General features: G+C 51.7%; 16 protein-coding genes and 1 tRNA gene. All 17 read right to left on the bottom strand.

Going from position 1 to position 16,271, the window contains the following annotated elements; all coding sequences use genetic code 11:
* Positions 1-30: 30 nt before the first annotated feature.
* Positions 31-993 carry an ABC transporter permease gene (locus SACSAC_RS10780; RefSeq protein ID WP_037286133.1) on the bottom strand — a complete coding sequence of 321 codons (963 nt, stop codon included), beginning with the start codon at positions 991-993 and terminating at the stop codon, positions 31-33.
* Between the two features lie 88 nt (positions 994-1,081).
* A complete protein-coding gene (locus SACSAC_RS10775; protein WP_037286131.1) occupies positions 1,082-2,851 on the bottom strand; it encodes an ABC transporter substrate-binding protein in 1,770 nt (589 codons plus the stop codon).
* A gap of 721 nt (positions 2,852-3,572) precedes the next feature.
* A complete protein-coding gene (rpsR, locus tag SACSAC_RS10770) occupies positions 3,573-3,848 on the bottom strand; it encodes a 30S ribosomal protein S18 (protein ID WP_018976953.1) in 276 nt (91 codons plus the stop codon).
* A 21-nt stretch (positions 3,849-3,869) separates the two neighbouring features.
* The gene (gene ssb, locus SACSAC_RS10765) at positions 3,870-4,427 is read right to left on the bottom strand and encodes a single-stranded DNA-binding protein (protein ID WP_037286128.1); all 558 of its coding nucleotides are present in this window, start codon (positions 4,425-4,427) and stop codon (positions 3,870-3,872) included.
* 33 nt (positions 4,428-4,460) lie between these two features.
* Positions 4,461-4,751, bottom strand: a complete 291-nt coding sequence (rpsF, locus tag SACSAC_RS10760) for a 30S ribosomal protein S6 (protein ID WP_037286125.1) — start codon at positions 4,749-4,751, stop codon at positions 4,461-4,463.
* 167 nt (positions 4,752-4,918) lie between these two features.
* A tRNA-Ser gene (locus SACSAC_RS10755) sits at positions 4,919-5,009 on the bottom strand.
* 187 nt (positions 5,010-5,196) lie between these two features.
* Entirely contained in the window at positions 5,197-5,403 is a 207-nt protein-coding gene (locus SACSAC_RS10750; RefSeq protein ID WP_037286122.1) for a DUF951 domain-containing protein, read from the bottom strand.
* A gap of 18 nt (positions 5,404-5,421) precedes the next feature.
* Positions 5,422-6,543: a mechanosensitive ion channel family protein gene (locus SACSAC_RS10745; RefSeq protein ID WP_084778005.1), complete on the bottom strand. Its 1,122-nt coding sequence runs from the start codon at positions 6,541-6,543 to the stop codon at positions 5,422-5,424.
* Positions 6,544-6,679: 136 nt separating this feature from the next.
* Positions 6,680-6,922, bottom strand: a complete 243-nt coding sequence (locus SACSAC_RS10740; protein ID WP_037292634.1) for a putative Se/S carrier protein — start codon at positions 6,920-6,922, stop codon at positions 6,680-6,682.
* Between the two features lie 14 nt (positions 6,923-6,936).
* Positions 6,937-7,443 (bottom strand): DUF4446 family protein, encoded by a 507-nt coding sequence (locus tag SACSAC_RS10735; protein WP_037286119.1) that lies wholly within the window; start codon positions 7,441-7,443, stop codon positions 6,937-6,939.
* A gap of 172 nt (positions 7,444-7,615) precedes the next feature.
* Positions 7,616-8,785, bottom strand: coding sequence for an aminotransferase class V-fold PLP-dependent enzyme (locus tag SACSAC_RS10730; RefSeq protein WP_037286117.1), 1,170 nt, complete (start codon positions 8,783-8,785; stop codon positions 7,616-7,618).
* A gap of 43 nt (positions 8,786-8,828) precedes the next feature.
* A complete protein-coding gene (locus SACSAC_RS10725) occupies positions 8,829-9,671 on the bottom strand; it encodes a ParB/RepB/Spo0J family partition protein (RefSeq protein WP_037292632.1) in 843 nt (280 codons plus the stop codon).
* Between the two features lie 4 nt (positions 9,672-9,675).
* Positions 9,676-10,437 carry a ParA family protein gene (locus tag SACSAC_RS10720; RefSeq protein WP_037286114.1) on the bottom strand — a complete coding sequence of 254 codons (762 nt, stop codon included), beginning with the start codon at positions 10,435-10,437 and terminating at the stop codon, positions 9,676-9,678.
* 34 nt (positions 10,438-10,471) lie between these two features.
* Entirely contained in the window at positions 10,472-11,296 is an 825-nt protein-coding gene (noc, locus tag SACSAC_RS10715) for a nucleoid occlusion protein (protein ID WP_037292630.1), read from the bottom strand.
* Between the two features lie 462 nt (positions 11,297-11,758).
* Complete coding sequence (gene rsmG, locus SACSAC_RS10710; protein WP_037286112.1) at positions 11,759-12,481, bottom strand: 16S rRNA (guanine(527)-N(7))-methyltransferase RsmG; 723 nt, start codon at positions 12,479-12,481, stop codon at positions 11,759-11,761.
* 2 nt (positions 12,482-12,483) lie between these two features.
* Positions 12,484-14,370, bottom strand: coding sequence for a tRNA uridine-5-carboxymethylaminomethyl(34) synthesis enzyme MnmG (gene mnmG / locus SACSAC_RS10705; protein WP_037286111.1), 1,887 nt, complete (start codon positions 14,368-14,370; stop codon positions 12,484-12,486).
* A gap of 335 nt (positions 14,371-14,705) precedes the next feature.
* On the bottom strand, positions 14,706-16,082 hold the full coding sequence (gene mnmE / locus SACSAC_RS10700) for a tRNA uridine-5-carboxymethylaminomethyl(34) synthesis GTPase MnmE (protein WP_037286108.1): 1,377 nt from the start codon (positions 16,080-16,082) through the stop codon (positions 14,706-14,708).
* Between the last annotated feature and the right edge of the window lie 189 nt (positions 16,083-16,271).

The following is a 16,271-nucleotide window of genomic DNA, read 5'->3' as shown; positions in this document are numbered from 1 at the left end:
TTTACCGGCTGTTCCACTATCCATCTCCTCCTACTTTAGGCGAATTCTCGGGTCTGCAACCCCATATAATACGTCGGATATCAGGTTACCGAGAAGCGTCAGAACTGCCAGAAACATCGTGAATCCGAGCATTAACGGATAATCGCGCATATTCAGCGACGCCAAGTAAACTTGTCCGATCCCGGGCCAAGCGAAAACGCGCTCCAGGATCATTGCGCCGCCGAACAACCCCGGCAGCTCAAGCCCCAGCAAAGTGATGGCGGGAAGCAGGGCATTGCGGAAAGCATGCTTGAAAATGACGGTGCGTTCTTTAAGACCTTTAGCACGGGCAGTACGGATGTAGTCCTGACGGATAACCTCCAACATCCCGGTACGGAAATAACGCGTCAAGCCGCCGATACTAAGCGCCGTCATAACGGCTACGGGCAATACCATATGTTTCGCGATATCTTTGATCTGCTCAAAGCCGCTAACTTTTAACCCGGCCGTCGTCATGCCGCCGGTCGGGAATAATTTCAAATCGAGTGCGAAATATTTGATGACGAGCAGTCCGATAAAGAAGGAAGGCAGCGACATTAACAGGAATACGATCAATGTGACGACCTTATCGAAAAAGGAATACTGGAATTGTGCAGAGAAAACGCCGACGAAAGCGGCAATGGTCCAACTCAAAATCAGCGTCACGAACGCAATAAGAAAGGAATTCCAAACATAAGTATTGATTACGCTGGTAACCGGCATCTTATGCTGGAACGAGTCGCCCAGATTACCGGTTAACATATTTTTCACCCAAACGAAATACTGCTGAGCGGGAGGCTTGTCCAAACCGTAAATAGCCCGCAACTGATCGGCTCTTTCGGCTGTCATGTTCGGATTTTGCGATGCGGTGATATAATCTCCCGGCACCATCTGGGAAATGGCAAAAACAATGATCGAAATACCGATCAAAGTCGGGATCATCTGCAGCAGCCGCCGGATGATATACTGACTCATTTACATTTCTCCTTCTGGATATAAATCGATATGCCCAGCTCTCTCGAGCTGAGCATATCGGATGACCAATTATTATGCGCGATGACTGTTACTGAGCGATTTCGACTTGGCTCAAGCTGTGTTGATACTCTTTGTAAGGAGAGATATCCCACCCGTCGAGTCTGCCGTTGATCGCCAGCATGTTCGTTCTTTGGTACATCAGGATTTCAGGAGCGTCAGCATTGATCAACTGATAAGCTTGCGCGTAAATTTCTTTGCGTTTTTCGAGATCCAGTTCTTTTTTGCCTTGAGCATACAATTCGTCTACTTTAGGGTTGGAATAACCGGAATTGTTTTGCGCGCCGTCCGTAATGTATACGGTCGTGTCCGGATCCGGAGTCAGGCCCCAAGCGGCGAAGAACATGTCATAATCGCCTCTGTCCTTTTTCTCCATGATCGCGTTGAAGTCCAGCGTCTCCGTCACGAGTTTGATGCCGAGTTCTTCATAGTTTTCCGTCATGATCGGAATCAAGGCTTCGATAACAGGGTTATCCGCTGTTGCCGAGAAATTGATTTCGAATTTTTTGCCGTCTTTTTCGCGAATGCCGTCCGCGCCTTCGACCCAGCCCGCTTCTTCCAGCAGTTGTTTCGCTTTTTCCGGATCATAGTCGTACGTATCGATATTTTCGGCCGTATAAGCCCATGATACGTCGGATTGCGGGATATTGATAACTTCGGCGTAAGGGCCGTAAGCCGCTACGACGACTTCTTCGCGGTTCAGGCCGTAAGTCAGCGCCTGACGCACTTTAACGTCGGTGAACAAAGGATTGTTGTTGTTCATCGCCACGTATCCGTAACCGTTGTTTTTCAGAATGTCGACATCGAGGAATCCGGAAGCTTGCAATTCTTCCACGTTATCTTCATTGACGGTCACGTTATCGAGATCGGTCTCGCCGGACTGCAGCGTGGAGATGCTTGTCAGGTCCGTAGTAACTTTGAAGATCAAGCTCTTCACTTTAGGCGCTCCGCCGTAATAGTTTTCGTTGGCTTCCATGTCCACTTCTTGACCTGCAGAATAGCTTGTCATTTTGTAAGGACCTGCGCCCATAGGTTTGTTGTTCAGTTCCTTGATGCTGCTTACGTCGCCTTGTTTGTAATTGGCACCGTAGTAAGCTTCGGACATCGGCGGAATCAGGCCCAAGTTGATTTGAGTCATGGCATCATAATCGCTTACCGTGACTTCGACCGTTTTGTCGTCGATGACTTTGATACCGGAAATATCAGCAGACGTGCCTTCGTTGTATTCGTTGGCGCCCACAATGTTCCAGCTCAGCGGATCGGACTGGCCGTCGTAGCTCGCATCCATCAATACTTTCGCGGCGAAGAGGTAATCGTTGGCCGTAACAGGCGTGCCGTCGCTGAAGTTGGCATCGTCGCGAATATGGAACGTGTAAGTCAAGTTATCGTCGGAAATATCGATTTTATCAGCCATGTCGTTCTCGTATGTGCCGTCTTCTTTAACCTTGATCAGCGAAGGGAAAATAATGTCGTCGATCGCGAAGTCGTATGCGGTTTGATGGAACAGAGGGTTGAATACGCCTTGAGGAGCTACCGTACCGATAATCATCGAATCCGTACGTGCCAGCGCAGGCGCCGGATTCATGCTCATGTCGGTCGCTTCCGTCAAACCGATTGCGCTTTCCGAACCGCTTTCTTCCGCGTTTTCAGCAGGAGTTTCCTCCGTTGCTTCCTCGCCGGTTTCGGCAGGAGTCGTTACTGCGCTCTCGTCCGCAGGCGCAGCTTCCTCGCCGCCGCAAGCAGCCAAGATCGAACCGAAAGCCATAAGCGTCACGAGCATCAAAGACAGTCTCTTTTTCATGTAGATCCCCCTAATCGAAGTTTAAAAGCAGCAAAAGCTATAAAAATAATCGGAAATCGCAGAGCGTTCTGATTATTTCAAACAAACTTTACGGCGATCGACATTGGGATGGCTGAGCCTCGCGTGTTTCGTCAGCTTTTGTAAACTGCTTACACATCGGATGCATCCATCTCCGGTATAAATGCATAAACGCATTTGGTACCTTGGCATTTAACCTTTGGTCGATTTCAAACCGCGCAATGACCTGAAATAAAGCGTCGGCTTAATGAACCAGCGGTAAATTTAATGTAAATAATACGTGTAAAATATACTCACGTCAACACTTTTTTTGAGAAAAAAAACCTTTTTTAGTTTCATTTCGAGCTCAAATGTGTATTTTATCTCTTTATCATGTATAAAAAAACGTCGACTTGTATGCAAACGAAACCTTTTAGGAAAGAATATGTAATACGATTATCTTTTGATGTGAGATTAGATAACAAATATGTACAATGAGAATTCGAAGTTTGAAGGAATTTGCCTTTAAAATAGGGAGTTTTTTCATTCTAGCATATCACGGGCAAAAGGATAGTCTTTTTTGTCACGCCAGGTTTTTTTATTTTCCTTCTATTATAAGAACGTTTTCATATTTGTACAGCTTTTTTTGTCTCTGTTAACGTTCTTTTCGAAAACAAAAAAAGAGACGACCGGCCAAAGGCCAATCGTCTCTCGGGAAATTATACTATTCCGTTGTGTAAGGCAGCAGGGCTACCTGACGCGAACGTTTGATTGCAACAGTCAGCATGCGTTGGTATTTCGCGCTTGTGCCTGTTACGCGACGTGGCAAAATTTTGCCGCGCTCACTGATAAATTTACGAAGCAGGTCCGTATCTTTATAGTCGATGAAAGTGATTTTATTTACAGTGAAATAGCACACTTTACGGCGCTTGTTGCGACCACGACGGCCGCCGCTAGGACGTCTTTCGCCGTCTCCGGCATCACGTTGTCTAAAGCTCATTCGATTCATTCCTTTCTATAATTAGAATGGCAGGTCATCATCCGAAATATCGATCGGTCTTCCGTCATCGGAAAAAGGATCCTGATTATTGCTGCCGCCTCCGCGAGGAGCTTGGCTACCGCCGCCGCGATTTCCGCCGCCACCGTTACCACCGTAAGATGGTTCGGGACGGTTTCCGCCACCGCTGCTATTGCCACCACTGTTGCCGCCTCCGTAAGAGGACGACTCGTCGCGGCCCGATCCGCCGCCGCCTTCGCGATTCGGCGATTCCAGGAAACGGACATTATCGGCAATAACTTCGGTCACGTATACACGCTTTCCTTCATTATTGTCGTAGTTCCGTACTTGAATACGGCCTTCTACCGCCGTCAGGCGTCCTTTGCGCAAATAGTTTGCGCAAGTCTCAGCCAGTTGGCGCCAGGTGACTACCGGAATGAAGTCCGCTTCGCGTTCTCCACCCTGGCTCGTAAACGGACGGTCGACTGCAATCGTAAACTGGGTTACGGCTACGCCCGCAGGCGTGTACCGCAGCTCAGGGTCACGTGTCAGCCGGCCGATCAAAATGACTCGGTTCAACATCTCGGTCCCCTCCTTTGCCGATTAGATCGACTGTTACTTCGTTGGTACTGCGGTAATCAGGTAGCGGATGACATCATCGGAAATCTTCATGACGCGCTCAAGCTCTGTAACGACAGCTGGTTCAGCCGTGAAGTTAGTCAGAACGTAGAATCCGTCACGATGTTTCTTGATCTCATACGCGAGGCGACGCTTACCCATAGCATCGTGCTTGGTAATTTCGCCGTTACCGTCAGTGATGATGCCCGAGAATCTATTGATTGCGGCGTCTACCGCTTCTTGTTCAACGTCTGGACGAATGATGTACATCACTTCATAGTTACGCATATATTTCACCTCCTCTTGGACTAAGGCCCCCAATCGGGTTGGGAGCAAGGAACGGGCGTTAAGCCCGGACCGTATTATTATATCAGACTTTGCTTATGGCATCAATAAAAATTTCCAGCCCTTCAAAACAAAAAAACGACCCACGGTCGTTAGTCTGAGTAACAATATGGCGGAGAGGGTGGGATTCGAACCCACGCACGCTTTGACACGCCTAACTGATTTCGAGTCAGCCCCCTTGGGCCTCTTGGGTACCTCTCCATAAATAAGTGTCACAACAGAATTTATTATATAGCAGGCTCAAGTAAAAATCAAGCGCTTTATCAGTATTTTCAAAAATATTTCTGAACTCCGACGAAGCTTCGATCCGAACGCCTTTTAATCTCGAATCAGATCGACGGCTTGTCCCCAGTAAATGAAGACAAGCCGCTAACCCGAAGCCTTTTACTTATTGCTCGTCCGCTGCCGCAGACTTCAGCACCTTTTTCATGTTTTTCTCGAACTTGACGCGTGGAATCAACACGCTATGCTGACAGCCGACGCACTTGATCCGAATGTCCATGCCCATGCGAATGATCTCCATTTCGTTGCTGCCGCACGGATGCGGCTTTTTCATCTGTACGATGTCTCCCAAGCCGAATACTTTGCGTTCCAACCGGGCCACCCCCTTCGCTTACTTTGCCGAATGCGGCTTGTCCTCCGTATTCGGCGTCTTCTCCGCATCGGTTTTTTCCGACTCCGGTTTACCCAGCCCTTCCGTTTTCGTCTCCGCGATCTCGGATGACGCAGCAGCGGATTCACGGGCTTGTTCCTCTTCTGCCGCTTGAGCCTTGCGCTCGGCCTCTTCGGCCAGCGCCTGCTTCAAAGCATCGCTTCGCTCCATCGCCCGCTTCACCTCGCCCCGGATCAGGCTTTCTACCTCTGCCTGGGCGTTAGGCGAGCAGCTTACCGTAACGCGAAGCGTATACTCCCCGGTCGTCATCGTTTGCACGCCATGAATTTTCGGAGTACCCAATACCTTTTCATTTTCATCGCTAACCTTTTCCAAAGAGTTGGCAACCAGATGGGTCGCTTCATCCAAGGCACGGTCAGCGCTCATCGGAATATCGATCACGGCTTTGGCATCGGCCAACGAGAAGTTCGTTACGTTCGTGATCGTTCCGTTCGGAATCGCATAAACTTCACCGTTCCAATTACGCAGCCGCGTTGTTCGCAGGCCAATGACTTCGACCGTGCCTTTGAAGGTGGCAATCTGGACAACGTCGCCTACCGCGAATTGATCTTCAAAGACGATGAAAAATCCGGTAATAACGTCTTTGACCAAACTCTGCGCACCGAAGCCTATCGCAAGGCCGATTACACCGGCACCCGCAATCAGAGGAGCCAGATCATAGCCGAGTTCGGAGATAATCAGCATCAACATCATAAAGTTAAGCACGATCACGACCATATTTTTGAGCAGCTTGCCGATCGTCACGAACCGGCGCGGCTTGACGCGGAATTTATTTTCTCCGCTATCCTGCTTCTGTTTCAGTAAGGCCCGATCGATCACCTTGTAGGCAATGCGAATCGCAATCTGCGCCAAAATGATAATCAGCACAATGCGAATCGCCGTATCGGCAATTCCCCACCACATGGCGGGGTCCGTCACCTGATCCCAAAGCTTTGCGGTAAACGACAATGCCTCTTGGACCGTTTCAGAAGGATCACCCGCCGGTGCTTCCGGTGCGCTGCCGCCCTCTGTCCCGTCTGTAGCCGTACTCGTCGTTGCTGCACTCAAAAATCCTTCAAACATGCTAACACTCCTTCCTTTTGCAGGGTTTCAGTCGGTCGAGACCGCATACTGGCACAACGCCCGAATCGCATCAGCATCTGGGATAGACACATTGCGACCCGGGCACGGGTACCTCGTTCGTATTCGTTATAGTCAATCAGACCAATTGTTCGAAGGAGCCCTCGCCGGAAGAATCGCCAGCCCGGAAAATTCCGCGGATCTCGATATGTTCTTCTTGCACAACCGCCATGACACGCCCAAGTTCTTCCGTCGAAAAAGAAAGGCTCAACGCGCATCCCGCCGTAATGGCTCCAGGGGTCGGAATCATGTCGAACGCAATACCCCGCTCTTCCAGCAACATTTCGGCGCGAAGCGCCTGCTGGGAGGAGTCGAATGCCATAACGCGCGCGCCGATCACTTTTGACCCTCTTTGCGCGCCAGCTCAACCGCTTCTTTTTCTTCCGGCGACAACGCGTATTTCGAAGTCCCCTGTTCAAGCGGCTTGGCGTATACGTAAGAGCTGTCCCGGTTATGCAGACCGCTCAGAACGATACCGTTATCCAGATCATCCAACAGCGCGAGGGAAAAACTGAGGTCGCTCCCTTGATCGGAAAATGCATTGTAGCGCTTGATGCCGAGCTTCGACTTCGACATCCGCTGACGCTGCTCGATCGTCATGAGCGAACGACGCTGTTTCTCCTGCTCGTCTTCGACGGAATCCGTCTGCATTTTCAAATTGAGCAGCAGCGATTCCAGGTCTTCGACTCCTGCACCCGCCATCATGCGTTCGTACCGCTTACGCAGTCGGCCCAGCTTGACCGATTGTACAATCGCAATAATCAGAAGGATAAGCACCAGTACTGCCAGGAGGGACATTATTACGAATATCTGCTCGGAAACTAATTCATTCAATTCTGTCATGCTTCGACTCTTTCCCTTCTGTCGCTTATCTGCGGCGCGCATGCGAGCGAAACGGATCGACAAGCGACGATCCCGGCCACTTGCATGCGCGCCGATGTATTGGAAATGCGTAAAAGCGGTCAACGTACGAGGCTCGGGTGCATTTTCGATATTTACCCGATTTTGAGCCGCCTTACACGGAAGCTGCAATGTCCCGCATGGCGATAATCAGTGCTTCAATATCGGCCCGGGTCGTGGTGTAGCCGAAACTGCTGCGTACCGCGCCGCTTATCGACGTGTTGGCCGAATGATGCGCCAGCGGCGTGCAATGGTAACCGGCTCGGACCGCGATGCCGTAATCCCGATCCAAGCGGAAAGCAATCTCGGCCGAATCCATTCCTTTCAGTGTAAAAGAAACGATGCCCGTACGCGGTTCGCCCAATTGCGGACCCAGCAAGCGAAGTCCCTCTAACGAGGACAGTTGTTCCATCAGCGATTGCGTCAACTCCCATTCGTGGCGACCGATCGCAGCAGGCCCTTCACTTCGAACATAACGAACTCCCGCACCCAATCCGGCAATACCTACGGTATTCGGTGTACCTGACTCATATCGATCCGGACGCACGGACGGTTGATTGGCTTCTTCGGACTGACTTCCTGTCCCTCCATGGATCAAGGGAACAAGATCGATGGAAGGATGGATGTACAACCCGCCTGTTCCCTGCGGGCCTAGTAGTCCCTTATGTCCGGGAAAAGCCAGCATATCGATTCCTGAAGCCCCAACATCGATATCCATGACTCCCGCACTCTGAGCGGCATCCACCAAGAAGAAAGCCCCCCGGCTGCGAGCAAGCTCAGCGATATCCGTCAACGGCAATACGTTACCAAGCAAGTTCGAACTGTGGTTGCATACGATCAGGCGGGTGTTGGCGCGACAAAGCGACTTTAGCTGCAGCAGGTCAATCTTCCCCGTCTCGTCGACCTGAACGTAATCGACTTGAACACCGTGCTCTTGACGCATGTACTCCAACGGACGACGAACGGAATTATGTTCGATCATCGTCGCGATCACATGATCCCCCTGTCGCAGCAGTCCTTTGATTGCTTGATTCAATGCAGCCGTCGTATTGGGCATGAAGGCAATATCGCTCGGATTCGAAATTCCGAACAGGCGAGCAAGCTCTATTCGCGTCCGCATCAGCACCCGACCTGCGGCGATCGCCATACGATGTCCGCCGCGGCCCGGATTGGCCGCTTCTTCCAGCATCGAATGCTGCATCGCTTCAAGCACCGAATTGGGCTTCGGCCAGGAAGTTGCGGCATGATCGAGATAAATGACAGGCTTATCGCTTGCTCTGTTCATACTCGGTTCTCCTTCCGTGCGCGTCCGCCTGACGCGGAACCTTCTATTGAAGCAGGTCAAGCAAACGCTGCAAATCCTGCTGGTTATAATAACTCAATTCGATCTTGCCTTTTTCCTGACTGCCCGGTTTGATCTTGACTGACGTTTTAAAATGCTCCCGCAACGACTCCTCGACATTTTCAATGTAGGGATCGCGTCTTTTGAGTTTATTTTTCGCTTTGTTTTTCGCCTTGTTTCCCGCTTCTTGAACCGCCTCTTCAAGATCGCGAACACTCCACCCTTCGCGGATCGCCTGCTCGGCCAGCTCGATCTGGATCGAAGGATTTTTCAATCCGACGATCGCTTTGGCGTGCCCCATCGAGAGCGTTCCACGTGAAACAAAGTCTTTTACTTCCTCCGGAAGCGTCAGTAGGCGCAAAAAGTTGGCGATATGCGAGCGGGACTTTCCGACTTTGACGGACAGGTCCTCCTGCGTCATCTTGAACTCGTCCATCAGCGACTGATACGCTACCGCAATTTCCATCGCATTGAGGTTCTCGCGCTGAACATTCTCGATCAACGCAATCTCCATCACCTGCTGATCGGTAAACTCGCGAACGACAGCCGGAATATTGGTTCGACCTGCCAGAGCGGACGCACGCGTTCGACGTTCGCCTGCGATGATCTCATACCCTTTTAACACGCTTCGAACGATAATCGGTTGGATCACGCCGTGCTGGCGGATCGATTCGGCCAGCTCTCGCAACCCTTCCTCGTCAAAAGAGTGCCGGGGCTGGTACGGATTGGCGCGCAGCCGGTTCAAAGGCACATCGACCACCTTGTCGTTTTCCCCTACCGATAACGAAGGAATCAGGGCGTCCAGTCCTTTGCCGAGCCCTTTGCCCAATTTCTTATTCACCGATAACCACTTCCTTTGCCAGCTCCATATAGACTTCGGCTCCCTTGGAACGCGGATCGTAGGTCATGATCGTCTGGCCGTGCGAAGGTGCTTCGCTTAAACGCACATTGCGCGGAATAATCGTCCCGTACACTTTATCCTGAAAATATTTTTTCACTTCTTCGATGACCTGAATGCCGAGATTCGTGCGCGCGTCCAGCATCGTCAGCAGTACGCCTTCGATCTGAAGCTCGGTGTTGAGATGTTTCTGTACGAGGCGCACCGTGTTCAGCAGTTGGCTCAACCCTTCCAAGGCGTAATACTCGCATTGGATCGGAATGATGACCGAGTCGGCAGCCGTTAGCGAATTGATCGTCAGAATGCCGAGGGAAGGCGGACAATCGATGAGGATATAATCGTAGTCTTTTTTGACCAGGTGGATGTTCTTTTTCAGCCGAAGCTCCCGCGTGACGACCGGCACCAGTTCGATCTCGGCTCCTGCCAATTGGATCGTCGCCGGAATGACGTCGAGTCCTTCGATATGCGTCGGCACGATGACTTCCTTCGGATGCACTTCGTTGATGAGAATGTCATAAATGCAATGCCCCACATCAGCCTTGTTGATTCCGACGCCGCTTGTCGTATTCCCCTGCGGGTCGATGTCGATCAGCAGTACGCGCTTCCCCAGCTTGGCCAGGCCTGCGCTCAGGTTCACGGAAGTCGTTGTTTTACCGACGCCGCCCTTTTGGTTGGCAATTGCAATAATTTTGGACAATCGGATTCACCTCGGTTGGCTTTTGATGATTCCGTCAGGACTTCTTCGGAATCCGAATCACGATCTCGTAATGGTCCCCCTGGTCCGCTTCCGTCGTCTGAATATCCATCCCCGAACCCGATACCATATCGATGGAATGACGAATCGTATTCAGTGCGAGCCGGACGTCTTTCGTATACGAGACTCGCTTGGACTTTTGGGTCGTTACTGCTTCCTTTTCTTTGTAAAAGGAAACTCGCGCTTCCGTCTGTTTGACGTTCAGCTCTTTCTCGACAACTTCTTTGAGCACGCGCAATTGAAGCTCTTCGCCGCCTAGCGATAACAAAGCCCGCGCGTGACGCTCCGTAATTTTGCGCTCCATCAGAGCCGACTTTACGGGTTCCGGCAGCTGAAGCAGACGAAGCTTATTGGCAATCGTCGACTGGCTTTTGCCCAGCCGTTGAGCCAGGCTTTCCTGCGTCAATTGATGCAGCTCGATCAGCTTCTCGTAAGCAATCGCTTCTTCGATAGCCGTCAGGCCTTCGCGCTGCAAGTTCTCAATCAACGCAATCGAAGCGGTCTGCGAATCATTGAACTCGCGGACAATCGCGGGTATCGTGGGAAGTCCCAACTTACGCACCGCACGCCAGCGACGCTCACCCGCGATAATCTCGTGTTTGCCGCCGCGAAGACGAACCACGATCGGTTGAATGATCCCGTGCGTTCGAATCGTTTGGCACAACTCCTCGATCTTTTCTTCATCGAAGATCGTTCGCGGCTGATAAGGACTGCCGACGATATCGCCTACCGGAATCTGCTTGACCTCGTCTGTGGCCGAACGCTCCGTCAGCCCGAATAATTTGGAAAATTGCTCTTTCATTCCGAACATGACCACCTATTCCGGGAAGTCGGCCATACGCCGTTCTTCTCAAGAAATTTCAACTCCCGATTTCGCAAGATACCGGTGAAGCTTCGGTGCCGCTGCGTTCCCCCCGCATCTTCGGACAACCGTCATATTCCGCTTTAGCCGCCATCTGCCAAACCTGTTCTTTCAACCGTTTGCAACAGGACTTCATACAATGATCTCGCCGACACGAGGTGCGATCGACATCCTTTTTAACGGAAACTTAATAGGATTCTCTATTTGTTAAACTCAAAAAAGTCTGTAGGCAGACAACTTCAGTTTATCACTTTTCCCATCTGAATCCTATCCTGAAATCCCCTGGGATTCTTTTCGTCCAATCCTGATTCGAGCTTGATTCGGACAAAAAAACGCCGCCCGAAGGCGACGTTTTGGAACATTCCGTGGATCATGCCGAAGTCTGTTCCACGTGAAACACAATTATACCAAGGGTTTCTTCATCGGAAGTCCCGGCGTGCGCGGATACTTGTAAGGGGTAATCGCAAATTTCAGCACGCGGATGATATGACGGTCCGAATCGTCGAACGGCAACCGGAACGCGTCCACATTCGTGATTTCCCCGCGCAGCTCGCGCAGGCTCTTTTGCGAATCGGCAATTTCTTCCGTAGGGTCGGTTCCTTTCATTGCGGCAAAGATGCCATCCTTTTTGACAAACGGCAAACAAAATTCATTCAGCACGGCAAGACGTGCCACGGCACGCGCGGTAACGAGGTCGAACGAATCGCGGTAGCCGCGCTTGTGTCCCCACTCCTCGGCGCGGCCGTGCAGGAACTCGGCGCCTTTCAGCCCGATTCCGTCCGAGACCGCTTTGAGGAACGTGATGCGTTTGTTGAGCGAGTCGATAATGCACAGCTTCAGATGCGGGAAAGCAATCTTCAGCGGTACCCCCGGGAAGCCTGCGCCCGAACCGATATCGGCGAGGCTGGTTACTTTTTTCATATCCACGTAAAAAGCTAGCGTCAGCGAATCGTAAAAGTGTTTTTCATACACCTGTTCGCGATCGGTAATGCCGGTGAGATTCATCTTCTCGTTCCACTCGACCAACAGCTTGTAATACGTCTCGAACTGCTCAAGCTGCTGCTCGTTCAATTCAATGCCTTTTTCCTTCAATCGATCGCTAAAACGTTGTTGAATATCGTCCATGCTTACCCCCGTGCAGCCGCTACCCGGTTATACTGTTCCAGGTAAACGAGCAGAATCGAAATATCGGCGGGCGTGACGCCCGAAATGCGCGATGCTTGTCCGATCGACAGCGGTCGAATCGAAGAAAGCTTTTGCTTCGCTTCCATGGCCAGGCCGCGAACTTCATTGTAAGCCAGGTCTTCAGGCAGCTTCTTCTGTTCCATCTTTTTCAGTCGTTCCACATGCGCAAGCTGCTTCTCGATGTAACCTGCATACTTCACTTGGATCTCGACTTGTTCCTTCATTTCTTCATCCAGTTCGATCTCCGTCGGGACGATGTCTTGAATATCGGCGTACGAGACTTCCGGACGACGCAGAATCGTCAGCAGATCGGAGCCGTTGTTGATTGCTGCCGAGTCCAGACGCGCCAGCATCGGATTCACTTGATCCGGATGAACCTTCGCTTTGCCCAGACGTTTGATCTCCGCTTCGACTTTGGCCTTTTTGTCCAGGAAAACGTCGTAACGCTCGTCACCAATCAGTCCGATCTCATGACCGATAGGCGTCAGACGCAGATCGGCGTTGTCATGACGGAGCAGCAACCGATATTCCGCGCGCGAAGTCAGCAGGCGGTACGGTTCGTTGGTGCCTTTCGTAACGAGATCGTCGATCAGAACGCCGATGTAGCCTTGCGAACGATCCAGCACGACGCCTTCGCGGCCTTGCGCTTTGCGCGCCGCGTTGATCCCCGCCATGATGCCTTGGCCCGCCGCTTCTTCATAGCCCGATGTTCCGTTGATTTGTCCGGCCGTAAACAGACCTGGCAGCAGCTTTGTTTCGAGCGTCGGCCATAGTTGCGTCGGAACCATAGCGTCGTATTCGATCGCATAACCGTTACGCATGATTTCGACTTTTTCCATACCGGCGATCGTGCGCAGCATACTCAACTGTACGTCTTCCGGCAGGCTTGTCGATAGTCCTTGTACATAATACTCGGACGTATTTTTGCCTTCCGGCTCCAAGAAAATCTGGTGTTTCGATTTGTCGCTGAAGCGCACTACTTTGTCCTCAATAGACGGACAGTAGCGCGGCCCCGTACCTTCGATGAGACCCGAGAACATCGGAGCGCGGTGCAAGTTGTCGTTGATGATCTGGTGCGTTTCCGGCGACGTATAGGTCAGCCAGCAAGGCAGCTGCTCGTTGCTCGAACCTTTCGTTTCATAGGAAAAGAACTTCGGTTTATCATCGCCCGGTTGGATTTCCGTTTTCGAGAAGTCGATCGTATCTTTGTGCACGCGCGGAGGCGTACCGGTTTTGAAACGAACCAGTTGGAAGCCCAGTTCGCGTAGGTTTTCCGAAAGGCGAACGGACGGCTGTTGGTTGTTCGGGCCGCTCTCGTACGTCAGCTCGCCCATGATAATCTTGCCGCGCAGGTAAGTGCCCGTGGTGATAACAACCGATTTGGCCATGTAGCGCGTGCCTGTTTTAGTCACAACGCCTACGCATTTACCGTCTTCGACAATCAGTTCTTCGACCATGCCTTGGCGCATCGTCAGGTTCGGTTCTTTTTCCATCGTTTCTTTCATCGTTTGTTGATACGAGAATTTGTCCGCTTGCGCGCGCAGCGCGTGAACGGCCGGGCCTTTGCCCGTGTTCAGCATCCGCATCTGGATAAAGGTCTTGTCGATATTGCGTCCCATTTCGCCGCCGAGCGCATCAATTTCGCGCACGACGTGTCCTTTTGCCGGGCCGCCGATCGACGGGTTGCAGGGCATGAACGCGACCATGTCGAGGTTGATGGTAACCATCAATGTTTTGCAGCCCATCCGGGCCGCGGCCAATGCCGACTCGACGCCGGCATGTCCGGCGCCGACGACAATGACGTCGAATTCTCCGCCTGTGTATGTCATGTTGATCCTCCTGATTGTGGGGGCGTCGCCGGGTATGAACTCCGCGTCGCGCAGTATCCTTACGATCGCGTGCTGTTTTCGGAATGCCTGATTGGAAGTAGGGCTAAGGGGGCATTCCGAAAACAGAGGCGAGCGCTGCGCTTCTTCAGGATACTGCGCTTGGTCGTTCAATGGCTTCGCTTTGGTTTTTGTAAAAGAAAAGGGCTGCTTTGTTCGTTTGAACATCGCTTTTTAAAAGCAATAACAGGATTGGGGAAGCTTCAGGATAGGAGTCCTGAAAAATTGCTTCATCTATATAGGGACGATATGAGGCTGAATAGAATAGTCGATCGACGTTACTTGCCCAGACAGAACTGCGAGAAAATCTGATCGATCAACGAGTCTTGGGCGGTGTCACCTACGATCTCGCCGAGTTGTTCCCAAGCCAAGCGGACATCGATCTGGATCATGTCGATCGGGACGAACATTTCGGCTGCTTCGATGGCATCAATTAACGAGCGCTTCGTTTGGTGCAGCAGCGCGATATGGCGAACGTTGGATACATAGGTCAGGTCGGCGCTTTCGATCTTACCGGCGAAGAATAGAGCAGAGATCGCTTCTTCGAGTCGGTCGACGCCTTCTCCCTCTTTAACGGTCATCGGCACAATCAGCTCTTCTTTGTAGAACTGACGAACTTTTTCCGTTTCGACTTTTTGCGGCAGATCCATTTTGTTCAGGATCACGATCGATTGACGACCGCTGATCTGTTCCATCAACTGTTGTTCTTCTTCGTTTAACTCGTCGCCGTTGTTCAGCACGAGCAGGATCAGATCGGCTTCGTTCAGCGCGGTACGGGAACGTTCGACACCGATTTTTTCAACGACGTCCAGCGTCTCGCGAATACCGGCGGTATCGAGCAGCTTGAGCGGGATATTGTTGATGGTGATGAATTCCTCGATAACGTCGCGGGTCGTGCCGGGAATATCGGTGACGATCGCGCGGTTTTGACCGGACAGTGCATTGAGCAGCGAAGATTTCCCGACATTGGGACGCCCGACGATGGCGGTGGTGATGCCTTCGCGCAGGATTTTGCCCTGATTCGACGTGTGGAGCAAGCGTTCGATCTCCGTCAGCACCGAGCCGCATTTCTCTTGAATAAACAGCGAAGTCATTGATTCCACGTCATGCTCGGGATAATCGATATTCACCTCAATATGCGCCAACGTCTCGATCAATGTCTGCCGCAGTTCCTGAATCCGGCGGGACAGATCGCCTTCGACCTGTTTGAACGCGACGGAAAAAGCTTTGTCGGACTTCGAACGGATCAAATCGATCACGCCTTCCGCCTGCGACAGATCGATGCGTCCGTTCAAAAAGGCGCGCTTCGTGAACTCGCCCGGTTCCGCTAGGCGGATACGCTGCTTGAGCAGCAGCTCCATGATTCGGCGAACGGATACGACGCCGCCGTGCGCGCTAATCTCCACGACATCCTCTGTGGTAAACGACTTGGGTGCCAGCATGAGCGTAACCAGAACTTCTTCCATTTTTTCTTTTGTTTCCGGATCGATAATGAATCCGTAATGTACGGTATGCGTTGGCACTTCCGTCAGCGGGGTAGCGCCCCGGAACAATCGGCTTACTTCGCCGACTGCTTCCGGCCCGCTGACGCGGATCACGGCAATCCCGCCTTCCCCCACCGCTGTAGAAATAGCCGCAATTGTATCGCTAATCATCCCATATGCCTCTCTTTCCAAGCCTGTCTTTTGCCTGTCTTATATACAAGAAAAAACGGGAGGCTTCGGTCAATGGACCGCAAGCTTCGATTCCCCGTTTCTTTCAATTTCAAATTTAATAGTGCGGCTTATCGCGCAAACGGCAGAGGCCCTCTCCGCCGCATGGGCAAAGAGGGCGCTCACCTGAAT

The sequence above is a fragment of the Saccharibacillus sacchari DSM 19268 genome (genome assembly GCF_000585395.1).
GTDB classification, from domain to species: Bacteria; Bacillota; Bacilli; order Paenibacillales; family Paenibacillaceae; genus Saccharibacillus; species Saccharibacillus sacchari.
The sequence above is the reverse complement of the archived record's forward strand: the minus strand, read 5'-3'. Positions and strand labels throughout refer to the sequence as shown.